Origin of the sequence: Actinoplanes sp. NPDC049598 (genome assembly GCF_040675435.1) — a bacterium.
Lineage (GTDB): Bacteria > Actinomycetota > Actinomycetes > Mycobacteriales > Micromonosporaceae > Actinoplanes.
This window is the reverse complement of record NZ_JBFAOX010000001.1, coordinates 295,066-311,438: the sequence shown is the minus strand read 5'-3', so window position 1 is coordinate 311,438 and position 16,373 is coordinate 295,066. Positions and strand designations below refer to the sequence as shown.

The 16,373-nt window shown below is 71.6% G+C and carries 18 protein-coding genes and 1 tRNA gene; 5 read left to right on the top strand and 14 right to left on the bottom strand.

All coding sequences use genetic code 11. The features are described from left to right. Positions 1-17: 17 nt before the first annotated feature. A complete protein-coding gene (locus tag AB0J66_RS01575; RefSeq protein ID WP_364654741.1) occupies positions 18-431 on the top strand; it encodes an SRPBCC domain-containing protein in 414 nt (137 codons plus the stop codon). Beyond that, complete coding sequence (locus AB0J66_RS01570; protein ID WP_364654740.1) at positions 424-750, top strand: metalloregulator ArsR/SmtB family transcription factor; 327 nt, start codon at positions 424-426, stop codon at positions 748-750. Before AB0J66_RS01575 ends, AB0J66_RS01570 begins: the two co-directional genes overlap by 8 nt. Here AB0J66_RS01570 and AB0J66_RS01565 read toward each other — a convergent pair. After that, positions 738-2,372: a discoidin domain-containing protein gene (locus tag AB0J66_RS01565; protein WP_364654739.1), complete on the bottom strand. Its 1,635-nt coding sequence runs from the start codon at positions 2,370-2,372 to the stop codon at positions 738-740. The two genes, AB0J66_RS01570 and AB0J66_RS01565, sit on opposite strands and share 13 nt — an antisense overlap. Positions 2,373-2,546: 174 nt before the next feature. Next, complete coding sequence (locus AB0J66_RS01560) at positions 2,547-2,678, bottom strand: hypothetical protein (RefSeq protein WP_364654738.1); 132 nt, start codon at positions 2,676-2,678, stop codon at positions 2,547-2,549. Positions 2,679-2,754: 76 nt separating this feature from the next. On the opposite strand from AB0J66_RS01560, the gene AB0J66_RS01555 reads away from it, so the two are divergent. Together AB0J66_RS01555 and AB0J66_RS01550 are read left to right on the top strand one after the other, a co-directional pair. After that, entirely contained in the window at positions 2,755-3,045 is a 291-nt protein-coding gene (locus AB0J66_RS01555) for a metalloregulator ArsR/SmtB family transcription factor (RefSeq protein WP_364654736.1), read from the top strand. Next, positions 3,045-3,446 (top strand): VOC family protein, encoded by a 402-nt coding sequence (locus AB0J66_RS01550; RefSeq protein ID WP_364654735.1) that lies wholly within the window; start codon positions 3,045-3,047, stop codon positions 3,444-3,446. Before AB0J66_RS01555 ends, AB0J66_RS01550 begins: the two co-directional genes overlap by 1 nt. On the opposite strand, the gene AB0J66_RS01545 is transcribed toward AB0J66_RS01550, so the two are convergent. Continuing rightward, positions 3,436-4,179 (bottom strand): SDR family oxidoreductase, encoded by a 744-nt coding sequence (locus tag AB0J66_RS01545; RefSeq protein ID WP_364654734.1) that lies wholly within the window; start codon positions 4,177-4,179, stop codon positions 3,436-3,438. The two genes, AB0J66_RS01550 and AB0J66_RS01545, sit on opposite strands and share 11 nt — an antisense overlap. 227 nt (positions 4,180-4,406) lie before the next feature. On the opposite strand from AB0J66_RS01545, the gene AB0J66_RS01540 reads away from it, so the two are divergent. Continuing rightward, on the top strand, positions 4,407-5,075 hold the full coding sequence (locus AB0J66_RS01540; RefSeq protein ID WP_364654733.1) for an NUDIX domain-containing protein: 669 nt from the start codon (positions 4,407-4,409) through the stop codon (positions 5,073-5,075). A 638-nt stretch (positions 5,076-5,713) separates the two neighbouring features. On the opposite strand, the gene AB0J66_RS01535 is transcribed toward AB0J66_RS01540, so the two are convergent. From AB0J66_RS01535 to AB0J66_RS01485, 11 genes are all read right to left on the bottom strand, one after another. Continuing rightward, entirely contained in the window at positions 5,714-6,454 is a 741-nt protein-coding gene (locus tag AB0J66_RS01535; protein WP_364654731.1) for a hypothetical protein, read from the bottom strand. 213 nt (positions 6,455-6,667) lie between these two features. Then, on the bottom strand, positions 6,668-6,919 hold the full coding sequence (locus AB0J66_RS01530) for a hypothetical protein (RefSeq protein ID WP_364654730.1): 252 nt from the start codon (positions 6,917-6,919) through the stop codon (positions 6,668-6,670). 2 nt (positions 6,920-6,921) lie between these two features. Next, positions 6,922-6,995, bottom strand: a tRNA-Thr gene (locus tag AB0J66_RS01525). Positions 6,996-7,212: 217 nt separating this feature from the next. After that, positions 7,213-8,688, bottom strand: coding sequence for an aldehyde ferredoxin oxidoreductase N-terminal domain-containing protein (locus AB0J66_RS01520; protein WP_364654728.1), 1,476 nt, complete (start codon positions 8,686-8,688; stop codon positions 7,213-7,215). Then, positions 8,679-9,950 carry an enolase C-terminal domain-like protein gene (locus tag AB0J66_RS01515; protein ID WP_364654727.1) on the bottom strand — a complete coding sequence of 424 codons (1,272 nt, stop codon included), beginning with the start codon at positions 9,948-9,950 and terminating at the stop codon, positions 8,679-8,681. Before AB0J66_RS01515 ends, AB0J66_RS01520 begins: the two co-directional genes overlap by 10 nt. Then, the gene (locus AB0J66_RS01510) at positions 9,947-10,768 is read right to left on the bottom strand and encodes an amidohydrolase family protein (RefSeq protein WP_364654726.1); all 822 of its coding nucleotides are present in this window, start codon (positions 10,766-10,768) and stop codon (positions 9,947-9,949) included. Before AB0J66_RS01510 ends, AB0J66_RS01515 begins: the two co-directional genes overlap by 4 nt. Next, positions 10,765-11,703, bottom strand: a complete 939-nt coding sequence (locus AB0J66_RS01505) for an aldo/keto reductase (protein ID WP_364654724.1) — start codon at positions 11,701-11,703, stop codon at positions 10,765-10,767. Before AB0J66_RS01505 ends, AB0J66_RS01510 begins: the two co-directional genes overlap by 4 nt. Then, complete coding sequence (locus tag AB0J66_RS01500; RefSeq protein ID WP_364654723.1) at positions 11,700-13,223, bottom strand: sugar ABC transporter ATP-binding protein; 1,524 nt, start codon at positions 13,221-13,223, stop codon at positions 11,700-11,702. The genes AB0J66_RS01505 and AB0J66_RS01500 overlap by 4 nt, the downstream gene beginning before the upstream one ends. Continuing rightward, a complete protein-coding gene (locus AB0J66_RS01495) occupies positions 13,223-14,233 on the bottom strand; it encodes an ABC transporter permease (RefSeq protein WP_364654721.1) in 1,011 nt (336 codons plus the stop codon). The genes AB0J66_RS01500 and AB0J66_RS01495 overlap by 1 nt, the downstream gene beginning before the upstream one ends. Beyond that, on the bottom strand, positions 14,230-15,282 hold the full coding sequence (locus AB0J66_RS01490; protein WP_364654719.1) for an ABC transporter permease: 1,053 nt from the start codon (positions 15,280-15,282) through the stop codon (positions 14,230-14,232). Before AB0J66_RS01490 ends, AB0J66_RS01495 begins: the two co-directional genes overlap by 4 nt. After that, positions 15,279-16,364 carry a mandelate racemase/muconate lactonizing enzyme family protein gene (locus AB0J66_RS01485; RefSeq protein WP_364654718.1) on the bottom strand — a complete coding sequence of 362 codons (1,086 nt, stop codon included), beginning with the start codon at positions 16,362-16,364 and terminating at the stop codon, positions 15,279-15,281. The genes AB0J66_RS01490 and AB0J66_RS01485 overlap by 4 nt, the downstream gene beginning before the upstream one ends. Positions 16,365-16,373 lie beyond the last annotated feature (9 nt).

Genomic DNA, 16,373 nt, shown 5'->3' with positions numbered 1-16,373 from the left:
CCGTAGAGTAATGCAACATGCCTGAGGTCGCACGATTCATCGAAATTCCGCGGTCGCCGAGCGTGGTTTGGCGTCGCTTGTCCACACCGGAGGGTCTGCGCGAGTGGATCTCCGACGAGATCGAGATCGACCTGCGGGTCGGCGGCGCCTACCGGATGCCCGGCGGCGACACCTCAATCAGCGGGGTGGTGCTCGAGTTCGTCCCCGAGGGCCGGCTCGTCCTCTCCTGGCTTGAGGAAGGGTGGGAGCACCCCGGCCGGCTGGTCGTCACCCTCGAGCCGATCGCCGCCGGCACGCGGGTCACGCTGACGCACGACGGCTTCGCCGGCATCGGCAAGGCCGACTGGCAGGGCACGCTGGAGGCGTACGAACGGGGCGCCGACAAGCACCAGGTGCTCCAGCGCCTGGCCGCGGCGGTCGGCGGTGCCTGAGGAGGACCTGTTCCGGGCGATGGCCGACCCGACCCGGCGGCGCATCCTCGACCTGCTGGCCGAGAAGGGCACGCTGACCGTCGGCGAGCTCGCCGCCCACTTCCCCGACCTGGTCCCGTCGGGCATCTCGAAACACCTGATGGCCCTGCGGGCGACGGGTCTGGTCACCGCCACCCGGCAGGGCCGCCATCAGCTGTACGCCATCGACGCGGACGCGATGTCGAGGGCGATGGCGCCGTGGGTCGCCCGGTACGAGTCCTACTGGTCCGGTGCGCTCGACCGGCTCAAGCGGGCCGCCATGGACGATCAGGAGGAGTAGACCTCCAGCGCCGCGAGCTGGCCCGCGGGCCAGCCGGTGTTCCCGGTGAAGGTGACCCGCACATAGCGGGCCGAGGTGGGCGGGCACGTGACGGTGACCGTGGGGTCGAAGAGACGGGCCGTGCTCGGGACCAGGGTCGTGGCGCCGTCCGAGATGGTGAAGGTCTGGGTGCGCGCGCCCCACGACGGCGGGAGCTTGAGCACGAACCGGCCGACCGTGGTCGCCGCGCCCAGATCGACCTGGAACCACTGGGGGAACGCGTTGTTGGGACTCTCCCAGTAGGTGTTCGCGTCGCCGTCGACCGCGTTGCCCGGCGCGTACACCTGGGTCCAGCCACTGGCCGAGGTGGCCCGGCCCCGCGCGAGGTCCGTCACCGGCGGCGGCGTGGACGAGACGGTCGGCTGGGTCGGCCGTACGGCGGTCAGGGGTAGAAGCCCTTTGAGCATCCGGCCGCCGTCCGTGGTGATGCGCAGGTAGTAGTCCGACGAGCAGAACGTGCCGTCCTCGTCCAGCGCGCGGATGCCCGACCCGGCCGGCACCGACGCGGCCGTCTCCGCGGTCTTGGCGATCTGGTTGCCCTCGTTGTACTCGTCGAACATCGACACGTAGAGGCCCTGCGCGCCCAGCCGGACCATGTTGTAGATGCTGCGCCAGTAGAAGTCGCCGTGCCGCCGGTGCCCGGAGGACAGGTCGCCCGGCAGCACGCACGGCTGGTAGTCGATGCCGTGGGCATTGCAGTCGGCCTGGTCGGCGGTGTTCACGTTGGCCAGGAACCAGTCGAGCCCGTCGAGCGTGCCGGTGCGGCCGACCATCCACGGCGAGAGCATGTTGAAGGCGTGGTAGACGTCCAGGAATCCCGTACGGCTGTCGTTCTTGCCCTCGCGCCAGTAGGTGGGCACGCCGCCGATGACGTAGCAGCCCTGCGCCTTCAGCCAGTTGACGACGTCCAGGCAGGCGGCCGGCGCGAACGGGCGGCCGTCGTCGTTGAAGCCGAACCCCCAGACGCAGACGACCGGCTTGCCGTTCTGCCGGGCGTACGCGGACGAGGCGGTGTGCGCGGACATCTTGGTCGTCCAGTCCGTCTTGAGCTCCGACTGCATGTTCGTCCAGCCCGTGACGTCGTACATGATGTAGAACTTGCGCCCGGTCGCCTCGGCCGCCGTACGGACCTTGCGGGCCATGGCGTCGCGGGTCGGGCCCTCGTCACCGACCGGGTTGAAGCGCTGCAGGGCGGCGGTGTCGATGCCGTAGGTGCGCATCCACGCGAAGTGGGTGTCCACGGTCTGCTGGTCGTAGGACGAGAAGAGCGCCGCCGGGCTGCCGTTGCCGAGGTTCGGATAGACCGTCGGGTAGGTGCGGGTGTAGTCGCGCAGGTCGGGCCAGGACACGATGGTCGTGTTGCTGGGCGACGGCGATTGGAAGCGGTCGCGGCTCCAGTGCCACCACCCGCCGATCGGCGCCCCGTCACCCGGGCAGGAGAACCAGCCCTGGTAGCCGACGCTGATCTTGCCGACGACGTCACCGGGCGGGGAGGCGGCGCGGGCCGGGGCGAGGTCGGTGAGCAGGGTGGCCGCCGATCCGGCGGCGGCCGCCGACAAGAGGGCACGACGAGTGAGGGGCATGGGGACTCCAGCCGATCCGGGGACGGGGATGGGGAACGGATCGACGGTCATCATGGCGTTTCATGTCACACAACCGCAATAGTTGGACACATTGCTGAAAAATTTGGTGCCGGGCGCAGAAGGAATGGCACGCCAGTCCTGGCCCCGCCCACCCGCAGTGCACCAACGCGCCCCTCAGCCAACCTGAGCGCGTGGCGCGAAGAAGCTCGGATGCAGGATCGAGAAGACGAACGGGGCCCGGTCGGTGAGCGACGCCCGTACGTCCGCGATCAGCGGCTCCAGCGTGGGCAGGTCCATCAGCACCATGTGAGCGACCACCGCAGCGTACGGCCGCAGGGGTCTGGGGTTGATAGGCAAGCTGTCACTTGCCTATGGTGGGTGGGTGACCGAGGGCGACGTCTGGAAGGCGCTGGCCGACCCGAACCGCCGCCGCATTCTGGACGAGCTGGCGGAGCGGGACGGCCAGACGCTGTTCGAGATCTGCTCCCGGCTGACCATGAAGCACCAGCTCGGGCTGTCCCGGCAGGCGGTCTCGCAGCACCTCGAGGTGCTGGCGCAAGCCGGGCTGGTCACGAGCCGGCGCCAGGGTCGCTACAAATTCCACCACATCGACACGACACCGCTGGACCACCTCACCGACCGGTGGCGGCCCGGCGGGAACAGGGAGATCTGATGCGCATCTACGTCACCAGCGTCTACGTCGACGACCAGGACAAGGCGCTGAGCTTCTACACCGAGAAGCTCGGCTTCGTGAAGAAGACCGAGATCCCGCTGGGGCAGCACCGCTGGCTCACCGTGGTGTCGCCCGACGACCCGGACGGCGTCGAGCTGCTCCTCGAACCCGACGAGCACCCCGCGGCCAAGCCGTTCAAAGCGGCCCTGGCCGACGACGGCGTCCCGCTCACCTCGTTCTACGTCGAGGACGTGCACGCCGAGCACAAGCGCCTGACCGGCCTCGGCGTGCGCTTCACCCAGGAGCCCCTGCAGATGGGCGACATGACGATGGCCGTCCTCGACGACACCTGCGGCAACCTCATCCAGATCCTGCACAAGCCCGGAAAGGTCAAGCAGTGAAACCACCGTCCACATTGACCGTCGCTCCGGTGATGTAGCGGGCTTCCGGGCCGGCGAGGAACACCACGGCCGCGGCCACGTCGGCCGGCCGCGCGTAGTGGCCGACCGCCGTAAAAGCGTTGACAACGCTGGCGTTGGGCCCGTCGGCCGGGTTCAGATCGGTGTCGGTGGGGCCGGGGTTCACCAGGTTGACGGTGATCGCCCGGCCGCCGAGCTCCCGGCCCAGCGCCTTGGTCAGCCCGATCAGCGCGGTCTTGCTCATCGCGTACAGCGAAAAGCCCGGAAAGACCACCCGCTCCGCCACGTTGCTCCCGATGTTGATGATCCGCCCACCCGCCGGCAGATGCCGCGCCGCCGCCTGACAGGCCAGAAACGGCGCCCGGATGTTGACCGCAACCGTCTGCTCCAGGTCGTCCGCGCCGAGCTCCGCCAACGGCCCGATCCGAAACGCCCCGGCGTTGTTGACCAGGATGTCGAGCCGCCCCAGCTCCCCCGCCGTCCGTTCCACCGCCGCCACCACCGCCTCGACGTCCGCGCTGTCAGCCCGGACCGCCACCGCCCGCCGGCCCACGGCCTTGACGCGCTCCACCACCCCGTCGGCGCTACCCCGATCCCGCTGATATGTCACGGCCACATCGGCTCCCGCTTCGGCCAGCCTCACGGCCACCGCCGCGCCGATCCCCCGCCCGCCACCGGTCACGAGCGCCACTTTCCCGTCGAGTGCGTTCTCCATGCCGCCCACCCTGACCCACCACCCGGCGCTTCGTCTGGCGGAGATCGGACCAGAAGTACGCCGTCTCGGCCCCGCGCTTCTGCGGCATTCCCCGGCCGTGACCGCCCCCAGGGCTCAGCGCGACCCAGGCCGCTGCTCGCGGCCGCAGCGCGCCTTTCGCGTGTGTCGTCTGGTCACCCTACTTAAGTATCTGGCGCCCTCGGCATCGCTCACGAGAAGCTTGCTCCATGACGGACACCGACCACATCCGCCCCGGCGCGATCGTCCCGGGCCGCATCACCCGAGTGACCCCCACCGGCGTCTTCGTGCGGGTCGCCGACGGCCTGGAGGGCGTCATCCCGCGCCCCGATGCCCGACATCCCGCAGGCTCGGTGGACGACGCCGTCATGGTGGAGATCACGAAGATCGAGGACCACCGGATCACCCTGCGCCTCACCACCGGCCGAGTCCCGCGCGCAGCCGCGGTAGTCGTCGACGGCAGCCGCGTCCTGCTGATCAAACGCTTCCTCCGTCTCCAAGACGACTGCCCCATGTGCGAAGACGCCGGCCGCACCGGCCACCCCTGCCCGGGCCACCACTACGCGGTCCTCCCCGGCGGCCACATCGAACCCGGCGAGACCCCCGCCGAAGCCGCCACCCGCGAACTCCACGAGGAAACCACCCTGACGGCAACCCCCCACCGCCAGCTCTGGACCGGCCGCCACAACGGCCGCCCCGCCTACTACTTCCTGATGACCGCCCCCACCGGCACACCCCGCCTTTCCGGCGAGGAGGCCGCCGTAGCCAACGCCGACAACTCTTTCGAGCTCCTCTGGGCCACCCCAGCCCAGTTCGCCCCTTTGAACCTGCACCCCGCCGACGTCAGGGAGCCCCTCTCAGCCCTGCTGACACCGTAATCCCCGCCCGGCCTCCCCCGAGCCCTCCGAACACCGGTCCACCAGCCTCGCCGGACTTTGCCGCCAACCGCCCTCGACCCACCCGCCCTGCCGTCCGACCCACTCAACCCATCCGCCGCCCCACCTCTCCCGACTAACCAATGCCCCACCGCTCTTGCCCCACCCCGCCGCCCTACTGCCCTCGCCCCCTCCGCCGCGCCACCGCATTCGCCCCTCCGCCGCCTTACTCTTCTCGACCCGCGCCGACGGCCCACCACTTCGCCACACCCGCTGCCTCACCGCCCACAACACACCCGCGCCGAACCGGAGACCCGGACGGGAGGCGGGCACCCCACGGCGAGCAGACGGGCAACGGCAGGGCGGGCGCGAGACGGCACGCGGCAGGCGGGCAGCGGCAGCCTGCAGCGCACGGCCAGCGAGCGGACGACAGGTCCGGGCGGCAGGCCTGAGCGGCAGGCGGCAGGCAGGCAGGCAGGCCGCGATCTTGTCCGCCGGCTGCCCCGCGACCACAGGGGACCGAAGCGACCCCGCCACCGGACCGAATTCAGGTCGACCAGCCAATGGGCCGGACCCGGCTGTCGGATGTCGCCCAGCCCGGAGCGGAGTGGGTGCGGAACCGCCGGGGCGATCTCGGTCGCCTACGGGCTGGGCGTGGGTGGGTCGGCTGGCTGGGCGGCTGTGGGCGGGGGCGGGTTGGGGGCCGAAGGGCGGCCGGCGACCAGGTCGGCGATGGTCAGGCCCCAGTGGCCGAAGCGGGCGTCCAGGCCGTCGGCTCGGGACTGGGCGCGGGACAGGCGGTTGGGGTCGTAGCGCTTACGGGCCCAGGACGAGGTGGGGCGGGCCAGGCGGACGGCGCCGATCCAGGCGATGGGAGGGAGGAAGACGCCCAGGACAGCCGTCGAGTATTTGCCCTTGCGGACGCAGATGAGCAGGGTGCCGATGTGCAGGAGGGCGGCCAGGGCGACCGCGAGGTGGCCGGCGCCGAGGCCGGTGTCGGAGGTGAGCGGGTTCAGGCCCAGCAGCACGAGGCCGAGGACGCTCAGCGTGAGGGCGACCAGGCGCACGGAGAGCTGACCCTCGGGTGACCAGTACACGTCCTGCAAATGCAGGATCAGGGCGAATTCGTCGAGGATCAACGAAGAGCCGGCCCCGATCAGCACGCCCGCAATGTCGGCCCACGGGTGCCGCCCGGCGACCGCCACCGAGAGGTAGGCGCCGGTCAGGGTCAGAATGATGCCGGGAACGGCATGGTGGATGTGGACGCCCCCGGCAACGTTGTTGCGGAACGGCCCGACGCCGGCCCGGATCATCCGCGTGATCGTCCGGGTCGCGACAAAGGTGACCAGAAACGACACGAAGAGCAGGGCGAACGGCGTCATCGCACCAGCATCCCGCGCGAACCTACCCGCCCGAGCCCCGGGAGACGGCCGTCACCCCGCGACCCAGCATGCAACGCCGGGCGTTCCCCCGGCGGCCCAGCCTGGAGCGGTTGGTGTCACCCGGCAACCCGGCGCGGGGCGGTGGGTGTCACCCGGGCGGCCCGGCGCGGGGCGGTGGGTGTCACCCGAGCAGCCCGGCCGGGGCAGGGCGCGTCAGCCGGCGGCCCAGCGGGGGATGCCGGTTGTGCCGCTGCGGGGGTAGCGGCGGGACGGCACCGGGCGGGGCATGCGGGTGGGGCGGCCGCGGCCGTGGTGGGCGAACACCATGGAGGTGCCGGGGGCTGCGGGGTGGCCGGTCGCGAAGCCGCGCCGGATCACCCACGTGGGCATGCCGGCCAGCGGCGTGCGCAGCCTGATCGCCACGAACGCGGTGGCCGCGTGTCGGACCGCAAATGTGTTCTTCATCGTCGGCGTGGCAGGAACCGCCCCCGCGTCTCCCGGGTCACTGGCCCGGTGCTCTCCCTGGCTGAGCTACACACCGTCCGCCGACCATAGAACACCGTCCACGCGCGACGCCTCCCATTTACAACCCGACGCCGAAGCCGCCACGTCAAAGCCGCCTACCGGACAAAACACCCGCGTTGGCCGCCCGTGGGAGGCAGCCCCAGGCAGTGCGGGTCGCACGGGCCCCGCAAGGGCGGCAGGCCCGCAAGGGCGGCAGGCCCGCAAGGGCGGCAGGCCCGCAAGGGCGGACCGGGTCAGTGTTCGGGGATCTGGAGCTCCTTGCGCAGCGCGGAAGCGGCGGCCTCAAAGGACGGGCGGTCCAGGACGGCGCCCGCGTATTTGCCGGATTGGATTGGGGCGGTGAAGAAGAGGTCGGGCAGGTGGCCGGGGCGTACCCCCAGGCGCTGGTTGACCTCGTGTTGCAGGCGCAGGCGGGTGGCGCCCAGGGCGAGGACGTCGGGGCGGTGGCCGGTGACGGCTTCGACCAGGTTCTCGACCGTGGTGAGGGTCAGCGGGCGGGTGGGGGTGGCGGCGAAGAGGCAGACGCTGAGGGCGTCCAGGCCGCTCCAGAGGCGCATGAGCTGGGCGGTTCGCCAGACGTCGAGTTCGCCTCGGGGGCGGGGGACGGTGACGCCGAGGCGCTGCATTTCGGGGTAGGCCAGGGGCAGGCCGTCGGTGGGGTCGAAGTCGAGGTCGTGTTCGATGATGTCGTAGCGGGGGCCGATCGGGGCGACGGCGTAGGCCAGGCCCAGGTTGGGCTGGACGCGGGGGTCGAAGGGCGGGACGGCGACGCCGTTGACGGTCTGGGTTCCGGTGGCGGAGACCGGGTCGGTGCCCTGCTGCTCGTGGCCACGTAGCTTGGACCAGTCGCCGCCGAGGGCCGCGAGGGCCTCCTGGTGCAGGCCGGCGCCGGCGTGGACCTTGATGCAGTCGGTGGGGCAGCCGGGGCAGGCGGCGACGGTGGCCGGGCCGGGTGGTGGCGGGGCGGTGAAGCCGCGGGTGGTGTCGGTGAAGTCGTCGACCGGGGCGTAGCCGGGCTCGCCGGACCAGACCCCGAAGCCGGGGAGGCCGTGCTGCCAGGCCGACAGCGGGTTGGTGGCGGCGTCACGCGCATAGGCGGCGCCGATGGCGGCCACCGCCGCGGGCGAGGAAACCCGTGGCGTTGACGAACCGACACAGACGACCGCTTTGACGTTGCGGGCGCCGAGGACGGCGCCGAAGCCCAGTCGCGGCAGCGGGTGGTGACGGCAGGTGACAACCGAGGCGTACGGGACGCCGCGCTCCCCCGCCGGCCCGATCACCGCCACGGCCGCCGACGTTCCGTATCGCTCGAGCAGACGGGAGGTCGCGGGGCCCGTCTCCAAGCCCCACACGTCACCCGCCGGTTCAATCCGGGCCGCCCCATCGTGGATGACGACCACCGACGGCGCCGGCGCGCGCCCGTACAGAACGATCCCGGTGACCCCCGCGGCCCGCAGCCCCGCCGCGAAAGGCCCCTCGGCCCGGGTCTCGGCGACCCCGCCCGACAGCGGCGAGATGCCCACCGCCGCGCACCGCGCGGTGCCGACCGCCCCGGACCCGCCGACCGTCCCAGCGACGAGAGCCACCGGCGGATCGTCCAGCGACCCGAGCAGATGCCGCAACGCAGCGACCGGCCCGTCATGGTCGCCCTCCACCGGCGGAACGACCGGGGGCGTTCCGCCGGAGAGCGAGACGGAGATCAGACCCACTCAGGTCCGTCCGGGAAGGAGAAGCGGGCGACCGACGAAGGCAGCATGCGGGCGGAGAAGCCGGGCGCCGACGGGGCCTGGTAGGCGCCGTCGCGGATGACGACCGGGGTCTCGAAGTGCTCGTGGAGGTGGTCGACGTACTCGATGACGCGGTTGTCGAGGCTGCCCGACACGGCCACGTAGTCGAACATCGACAGGTGCTGCACGACCTCGCACAGTCCCACCCCGCCGGCATGTGGGCAGACCGGCTTGCCGAATTTGGCCGCCAGCAACAGGATCGCGAGGTTCTCGTTGACGCCCGCGACCCGGCAGGCGTCGATCTGGACGAAGTCGACCGCGTCGGCCTGGAGCAGCTGCTTGAAGATTATGCGGTTCTGCACGTGCTCGCCGGTCGCCACGGGGACGCCGGCGCCGCGCCGGATCGCCGCGTGGCCGAGGATGTCGTCGGGGCTGGTCGGTTCCTCGATCCACCACGGCTTGTACGGCTTGAGCGCGTCCAGCCAGGAGATCGCCGAGCCCACGTCCCACCGCTGGTTCGCGTCCACCGCGATCCGGATGCCGTCGCCCACCACGGAGCGGGCGAGCCTCATCCGGCGTACGTCGTCGTCGAGGGACGCACCCACCTTGAGCTTGATCTGCCGGTAGCCGTCGGCGACGGCCTCCCGGGCCAGCCGGGCCAGCTTCTCGTCGTCGTAACCGAGCCAGCCCGGCGACGTCGTGTAGGCGGGGTAGCCGTGCCGTTCCAGGTACGCGATCCGCTCGTCCCGCCCGGCGCGCCCGGCCTCCAGGATGGACAGGGCCTCGCCCGGTGTCAGCGCGTCGCTGAGGTACCGCCAGTCGACCATCTCGACGATCTGCGCCGGCGTCAGCGAGGCGAGATAGCGCCACAGCGGAAGACCGGCCGCCCGCGCCGCCAGATCCCAGGCCGCGTTGACCAGCGCGGCCGTGGCCAGGCTGGTGACGCCCTTCTCCGGCCCGAGCCACCGGATCTGCGAGTCGTGTGTGAGCCGGCGCGAGAACTCACCGAGGTCGCCCGCGTCCTGCCCGACGACGAACGGGGCGAGGGCGTCGATCGCCGCCCGGACCACCTCGTTGCCCCGCCCGATGGTGAAGGTGAACCCGTATCCTTCGGCCCCGGAGTCGGTCCGCAGCACCACGTACGCGGCCGAGTAGTCGGGGTCGGGGTTCATCGCGTCCGAGCCGTCCAACTCGCGCGAGGTCGGGAAACGCACGTCGTACGTCTCGATGGCGACGATCTTCAATGTAGCTCCAACTGATAGGTGCGTACGGCGGTGCCCCCGAAGACGTCCTCCGGAACCCCGCCGAGTGTTTCCACCAAGGCGTCCTTCACCTCGGCGTACGTGGCCGCGAGCTCGCAGACCGGCCAGTCCGAGCCGAACATCAGCCGGTCGGGGCCGAACAGCGAGACCGCCGTCTCCACGTACGGCTTCAGATCCCCGGTCGTCCAGGTCGCCCAGGCGGCCTCGGTGACCAGACCGGACAGCTTGGCGACGACGTTGGGCCGGGCGGCCACCGGCGCGATCAGCGACCGCCAGGAGGCCAGCGAGCCGGCCGCGATGGGCGGCTTGCCCAGGTGGTCGAGGACGAAGACCGCGGAGGGGAAGGCCGCGGCGGCCCGGGCGACCGACGGCAGCTGGTCGGCGCTGACCACCAGCTCGTTGACCAGCCCGGCCGCGGCGACCGTGGCCAGGCCGGCGTGCAGCCCGTCGAGGTGTGCAGGCCCGCGGCCCTGAACCTGATCGCGGATGCCGACCAGAAGATGCCCGCCGGGCCCGTCCCGGTGCCCGGCGATGGTGGAGGCGAGCTCCGGCGAGGCGAGCGAGGCCCACCCGACCACCCCGGCGATTTCCGGGGTTTCCGCGGCGGTCGCCAGGAACGAAGTGGTCTCGGCGTCGTCGCCCCGGCCGCCCTCGACCAGCACGGTCCGGTCGACGCCCGCGGTGGCCAGGGCGGCCCGCAGGTCGGCCACCGTGTAGTCGCGCCGGATCCGGGCCAGCGACGGGTCCTGCAGCCACGCGTAGTCGGCCGTCCAGAGGTGGTGGTGCGCGTCGACGATCACGCGTCCAGCTCCTTCCACAGCTCCTCCGGGATCGGCCGGGTCGCCATCTTGACCGCGTCCTCGACCTCCTCCGGCGACCGGACCCCGACCAGCACGCACGTGATGGCCGGATGCCGGAACGGGAACTGCAGGGCCGCCGCCCGCAGCGGCACGCGGTAGCCCGCGCAGATCTCCTGCATCTCCAGCGCCCGCGCGAGCACGTCCTCGGTGACCGGCGCGTAGTTGAAGGTGGCCGAGGGCGAGGGCGAGGCCAGCAGCCCCGAGTTGAAGACGCCGGCCGCGATGACCGAGACGCCGTGGGCGAGGCAGAGCGGCAGCAGCTCGTCGGCCCCGCTGCGGTCCAGCAGGGTGTACCGCCCGGCCAGCAGCACCGCGTCCATCGACCCGGTCCGGACGAAGTCGGCGAGCATCGCGGCCTGGTTCATGCCGGCCGACACCGCGCCGATCCGCCCCTCGGCCCGCATCCGGACGAGCTCGGGCAGCGCCTGCCCCGAGGCCTCGGCCCAGTGCTCGTCCGGGTCGTGCAGGTGCAGGATGTCGGCTCGGTCCAGGCCGAGACGGGTCAGGCTCTCGTCGTACGACTTGCGGACGCCCCCGGCGCTGAAGTCGAACACCGGTGAGACGTCGGTGGCCTCGGCCCAGATGCCCTGCTCCTCGCCGTCCCCCGGCCGCAGCAACCGCCCGACCTTGGTCGACAGGACGAAGTCCGAGCGCTGTTTGCCCGACAGCACCCGCCCGGCCCGCGTCTCGGTCAGCCCGTTGCCGTAGAGGGGGGCCACGTCGAAGTAGCGGATCCCCAGCTCCCAGCCGCGCTCCACCGTCGCGTACGCCTGCTCCTCGCTCACCGGGGAGTAGAGCCCGCCGATGGGGGCCAACCCCAGCCCGAGCCGGGTCACCCAGGTGTCCCCGACGCGGGCCCGTTCGATCGGGTTCATGCCGCGCTCACGCCTCCTTCGAGATGCGTCTCCGCATGGATCAGCCGGATGATCTGCCGGCTCATCCGCGCGTAGTCGTGGTCGTTGGCCAGTTCCCCGACGATCCGCAGATCGCTCATCACGGCGATCCGGTCGGCCAGGGCCACCGTCTCGGGCAGGTCGGAGGAGATGAGCAGCAGGGCCAGCCCGTCCGCGGCCAGGCCCGCGATGAGCTCGTGGAACGCGGCCTTGGTGCGCACGTCGATGCCGACGGTCGGCTCGTCCACGATGAGGATGTCGCAGTCGGCCGCCAGCCACTTGGCCAGACTGACCTTCTGCTGGTTGCCACCGGAGAGCTGCCCGGCCGGCTGCTGCGGCGAGGCGATCCGGATGCCGAGCTTCGAGACGTACGCGTCGGTGAGGCGCCGCTCGCTCCGATCGCTCACCAGACCGGCTTTGGCGAGCCGCCGCCACACGGTGACCGCGATGTTCCGCGCGATCGGCTGCTCCAGGAACAAGCCTTCGTCCTTGCGGTCCTCGGTGACGTAGCCGAGCCGGTAGCGGCGCAGGGCCTCGCCGACCGACCCGATCCGCGCCGGTCGGCCGTGCACCTCGACCGTGCCGCCGGTGACCCGTTCCAGCCCGAGAATCGCCTTGGCCAGCTCGCTGCGGCCGGCCCCGACGAGCCCGTACAGCCCGAGGATCTCCCCCGGCCGCACCGCGAGCGAGATGTCCGAGTGGCCCAGCGCAGTGGACACACCGGCCAGCCGCAAGGCGGGCGGCGCGTCCGGATCGAGCGTCCGGGGCGGCAACGAGACCGACTCGTACGCCCGGCCGACCATGAGATCGACGACCTCGCTCTGGGTGAAATCACGCAGGTGCGCCGCCTCGGTCACGCTGCGGCCGTCGCGCAGCACGGTCACGGTGTCGGCGACCGCGAAGACCTCCTCGAGCTTGTGGCTGACCAGCACGACGGCATGTCCCGAGTCCCGCAGCCGCCGGACGACCGTGTAGAGCCGGTCGGCCTCGTCGCCGGTCAGCGACGCGGTCGGCTCGTCCAGCAGCAGGACCTTGCTGTCCAGGCTGAGCGCCTTGGCGATCTCCACCAGCTGCGCCTGCGCCACCGACAGCCGCGAGATCGGCGCGTCCACGTCGAGGTCGACTTCCAGCAACTGCAGGACCCGGCGGGCCTCGGTACGCATCTGAGCCCGATCCACCCATCCGCCGGTGCTCGGCAGGTGGTGCAGCGAGATGTTCTCGGCCACCGAGAACAAGGGGATCAGGTTGCGTTCCTGGTGCACCACGCCGATTCCGGCCCGCTGGGCGTCCATCGGGTTGCCGAAGTGCTGTTCCGACCCGTCGAGCACGATCCGCCCGCCGTCCGGCCGGTAGACGCCGGTGAGCAGCTTGACGAGGGTGCTCTTGCCGGCGCCGTTCTCGCCGAGCAGCGCATGGATCGTTCCAGGTTCGAGCCTGAGCGTCGCCCCGTCCAGAGCGCGGACGCCGGGAAACGTCTTGACCAATTTGTCCGCGTGGAGCATCAGGCCGGCCTTTCCGAGAGCCGCGGCGAGGGCGGCGGCGACGGGGGCCGAGCTGCGGCCGCCCGGCCCGTGGTGAGCTTCTCGCGGACGGTGCCGAGCAGCACCGCGCCCAGCACGACGGCGCCGATGATGAGGTCGACCCAGCGCGGGTTGATGCCGAACTGGGCCTGCATGACGTCGACGAGCCTGACCAGGAACGCGGCCAGCACGGTGCCGGTCACACTCACCATGCCACCGGCCAGGGCCACCCCGCCGATGATCGGGGCGGCGAAGCTGGGCAGCAGCAGGTCGTCGCCGATCGTCGCGTTGACCGACCCCGACGCGGCCACCGTCAGCACGGCGGCGACACCGGCCAGCAGCCCGGACAGGCCGTGGGCGACGATCAGCGAGCGGTCGTTGGAGATGCCGGAGAGCCGGGCCGCGAACGGGCTCCCACCGCTGGCGAGCAGCCGGCGGCCGCTGACCGTGCGGGCGAAGTGGAGCCCGACGAGCACGGCCACCGCCAGCGCGGTCAGGAAGACCAGGGGCAGACCCAGGACCGAGGCCCGGCCGTACGCCCGCAGGCCCTCGGAGTAGCCCTGGTACGTGTCGGGGCCGTTCACCCCGTACCGCAGGCCCTGAATGATGGTCATCGTGGCCAGCGTGACGATGAAGCCGTTGATCCGGGTCAGCACGACCAGGGCGCCGTTGGCCAGGCCGACGACGAGGCCGAGCAGCAGCGCCGCGGGCACCGCCAGCAGCGCGGGCAGGCCGGCCTCGAGCATCAGCCAGGCCGACACCATCGCGCACAGCCCGGTGAGCGCGCCGACCGACAGGTTCATCTGGCCGACCGCCAGCACGACCATCTGGGACAGCCCGATGACGATCGGCACGGCCAGGAACCGGAAGAACGCGCTGAGCGTCCCCGCCGACAGCAGATTGCCCCCGGTGGCGATGGCGAGCGCGACGAAGCCGAGCACGGCCAGGGCGGCCAGCGTGACCTCGGGCGTACGGGCCAGGCGTTTGATCATGGCTTTGCCCCTCGGCGCTCGGCGAGAACGTGGCGGAGACGGTCGAGCGACAGCGCGGCCAGCAGCACCAGTCCGATGTAGAGCTGGAGCCGGTCGAGCTGGAACTGCAACAGGTTCAGGCCCTTGTAGATGACCTGGGTCAGGGTGGCCCCGAGGACCGTGCCGAGCACGCTGACGGCGCCGCCGGCCAGCAGCGTGCCGCCGAGCACCGGGGCCAGGAAAGACGGAAGTAGGAAGCCGTCGCCGATGCCGGCCGAGAAGGCGCCGTTGTTGGCTGCCAGCAGGAAGCCGGCGAGCCCGGCGACCAGGCCGCTGAGCGCGTGGGCCTGGACGATCCGGGTGCCGGTGGGGATGCCGGAGAGCTGGGCGGCGCGGAGGTTGGAGCCGGTCATCAGCATCTCCCGGCCGTTGCGGCCCCAGCGGAAGTGCAGGCCGACGAGCAGCGCAGCCGCGACGGCGAACGGGACCACCAAGGGGATCCGCGGGCCGCAGACGTCGCCCAGGCAGTAGTCGGCGAACGTGTCGAAGCGCAGCGCCTCCATGCCGGCCGGCATCGACGGGAAGGCGACGCCGTCGGTGACGCTGGTGTAGAGGATCGTGATGAGACCGACCAGCGCGAAGTCCATGGCCAGGGTGACCACGAACGAGTTGACGCCGGTCCGGGAGATGATCAGTCCGGCCAGCGCGCCGAGCGCGGCGCCGACCAGCAGCCCGGCGGCCAGGCTGAGGACGAGGCCGAAGCCGAGCTTGTCGTGGACCAGGCCCATGGCGAAGGCGCTGGTGGCCGCCATCCGGCCGACGGCCACGTTCATGTGGCCGAGCGACAGGACCATGAGCTGGGCCAGACCGACCACGGCGTAGACGCTGATGTCGGCCTGCAGCGGCACGAGCGTCAGCTGGGTGTCCAGGAAGGCCGGGCGCATCGACGTGAACAAGATGATCAGCGCCACCAAGAGCACGACCAGGCCGAGGCGGGGGTTGGCCCAGATCGGCATCGTGCGGACCTTGGCCGCCGCCTCCCGGGTCGGCGGGGGCGCCAGCGTCGTCACGACTTCCTCCGGTCGTCGATCGCGTCGCGGTCCCAGGCGATGCCGAGCCCGGGCGCCGTGGGAGCGAGCGCCTGCCCGTTCTCGACGGCGATCTCCTCGTGGGTGATGGCCCGCAGCTGCGGGATGTGCTCGAGGTACCGGCTGTTGGGCACCGCGCAGCACAGGCTCACGTGCAGCTCCATCAGGAAGTGCGGGCAGACCGCGACGTTGGCCGCCTCGGCCAGGTGGGCCACCTTCAGCCACGGGGTGATGCCGCCGATGCGGGCCACGTCGACCTGGACCACGCCGGCCGCGCCGCGCCGGATGTACTCGGCGAACTGCCCCGGGGCGTACATCGACTCGCCCACGGCAATCGGGATCGACGTGTTCGCCGAGAGCGCCTCGTGGCCCGCGACGTCCTCGGCCGGCAGCGGCTCCTCGAACCAGTACGGGTCGTAGGGCTCGAGAAGCTTCGCCCGCCGGATCGCGTCCGGCGTGGTCAGCGATTGATTCGCGTCGAGCATGATGTCGAAGTCCGGGCCGACTGCCTCTCGGACATTTCGGACTCGTTCCGCGTCCGAGAACGGTGACCGGCCGACCTTCATCTTGATACCCGGCCAGCCGGCCTCCCTACTTTTGAGCGCGCCGGCGACCAGCTCCTCGGTGGTGAGCTGGAGCCAGCCGCCCTCGGTGTCGTACAACGGGATCCGGTCCTTGGCCCCGCCGGCCAGGACCCAGAGCGGCAGCCCGGCCGTCTTGCCCCGCAGATCCCACAGCGCCGTGTCGACCGCGGCCAGCGCCAGGGACGTGATGGCGCCGACCGTGGTCGCCTTGGTGTGCAGGAACAGATCCCGCCACACCGCTTCCACCCGCCGCGGGTCCTGCCCGGGGAGCCGGGGCAACAGGTAGTCGCGCAGCAGGGCGAGCACGGCGGTGCCCCCGGTGCCGATCGTGTACGTGTAGCCGGTGCCTTCGCCGCCGTCGTCCGTGCGGATCTCGACGAACACCGTCTCCTGCGCCAGGAACGTCTGGAGGGCGTCGGTGCGCAGCGTCTCGACGGGTACGTCGATCAGGTACGCCTCGGCGTGGGTGATGACGGGCACGGGAGCTCC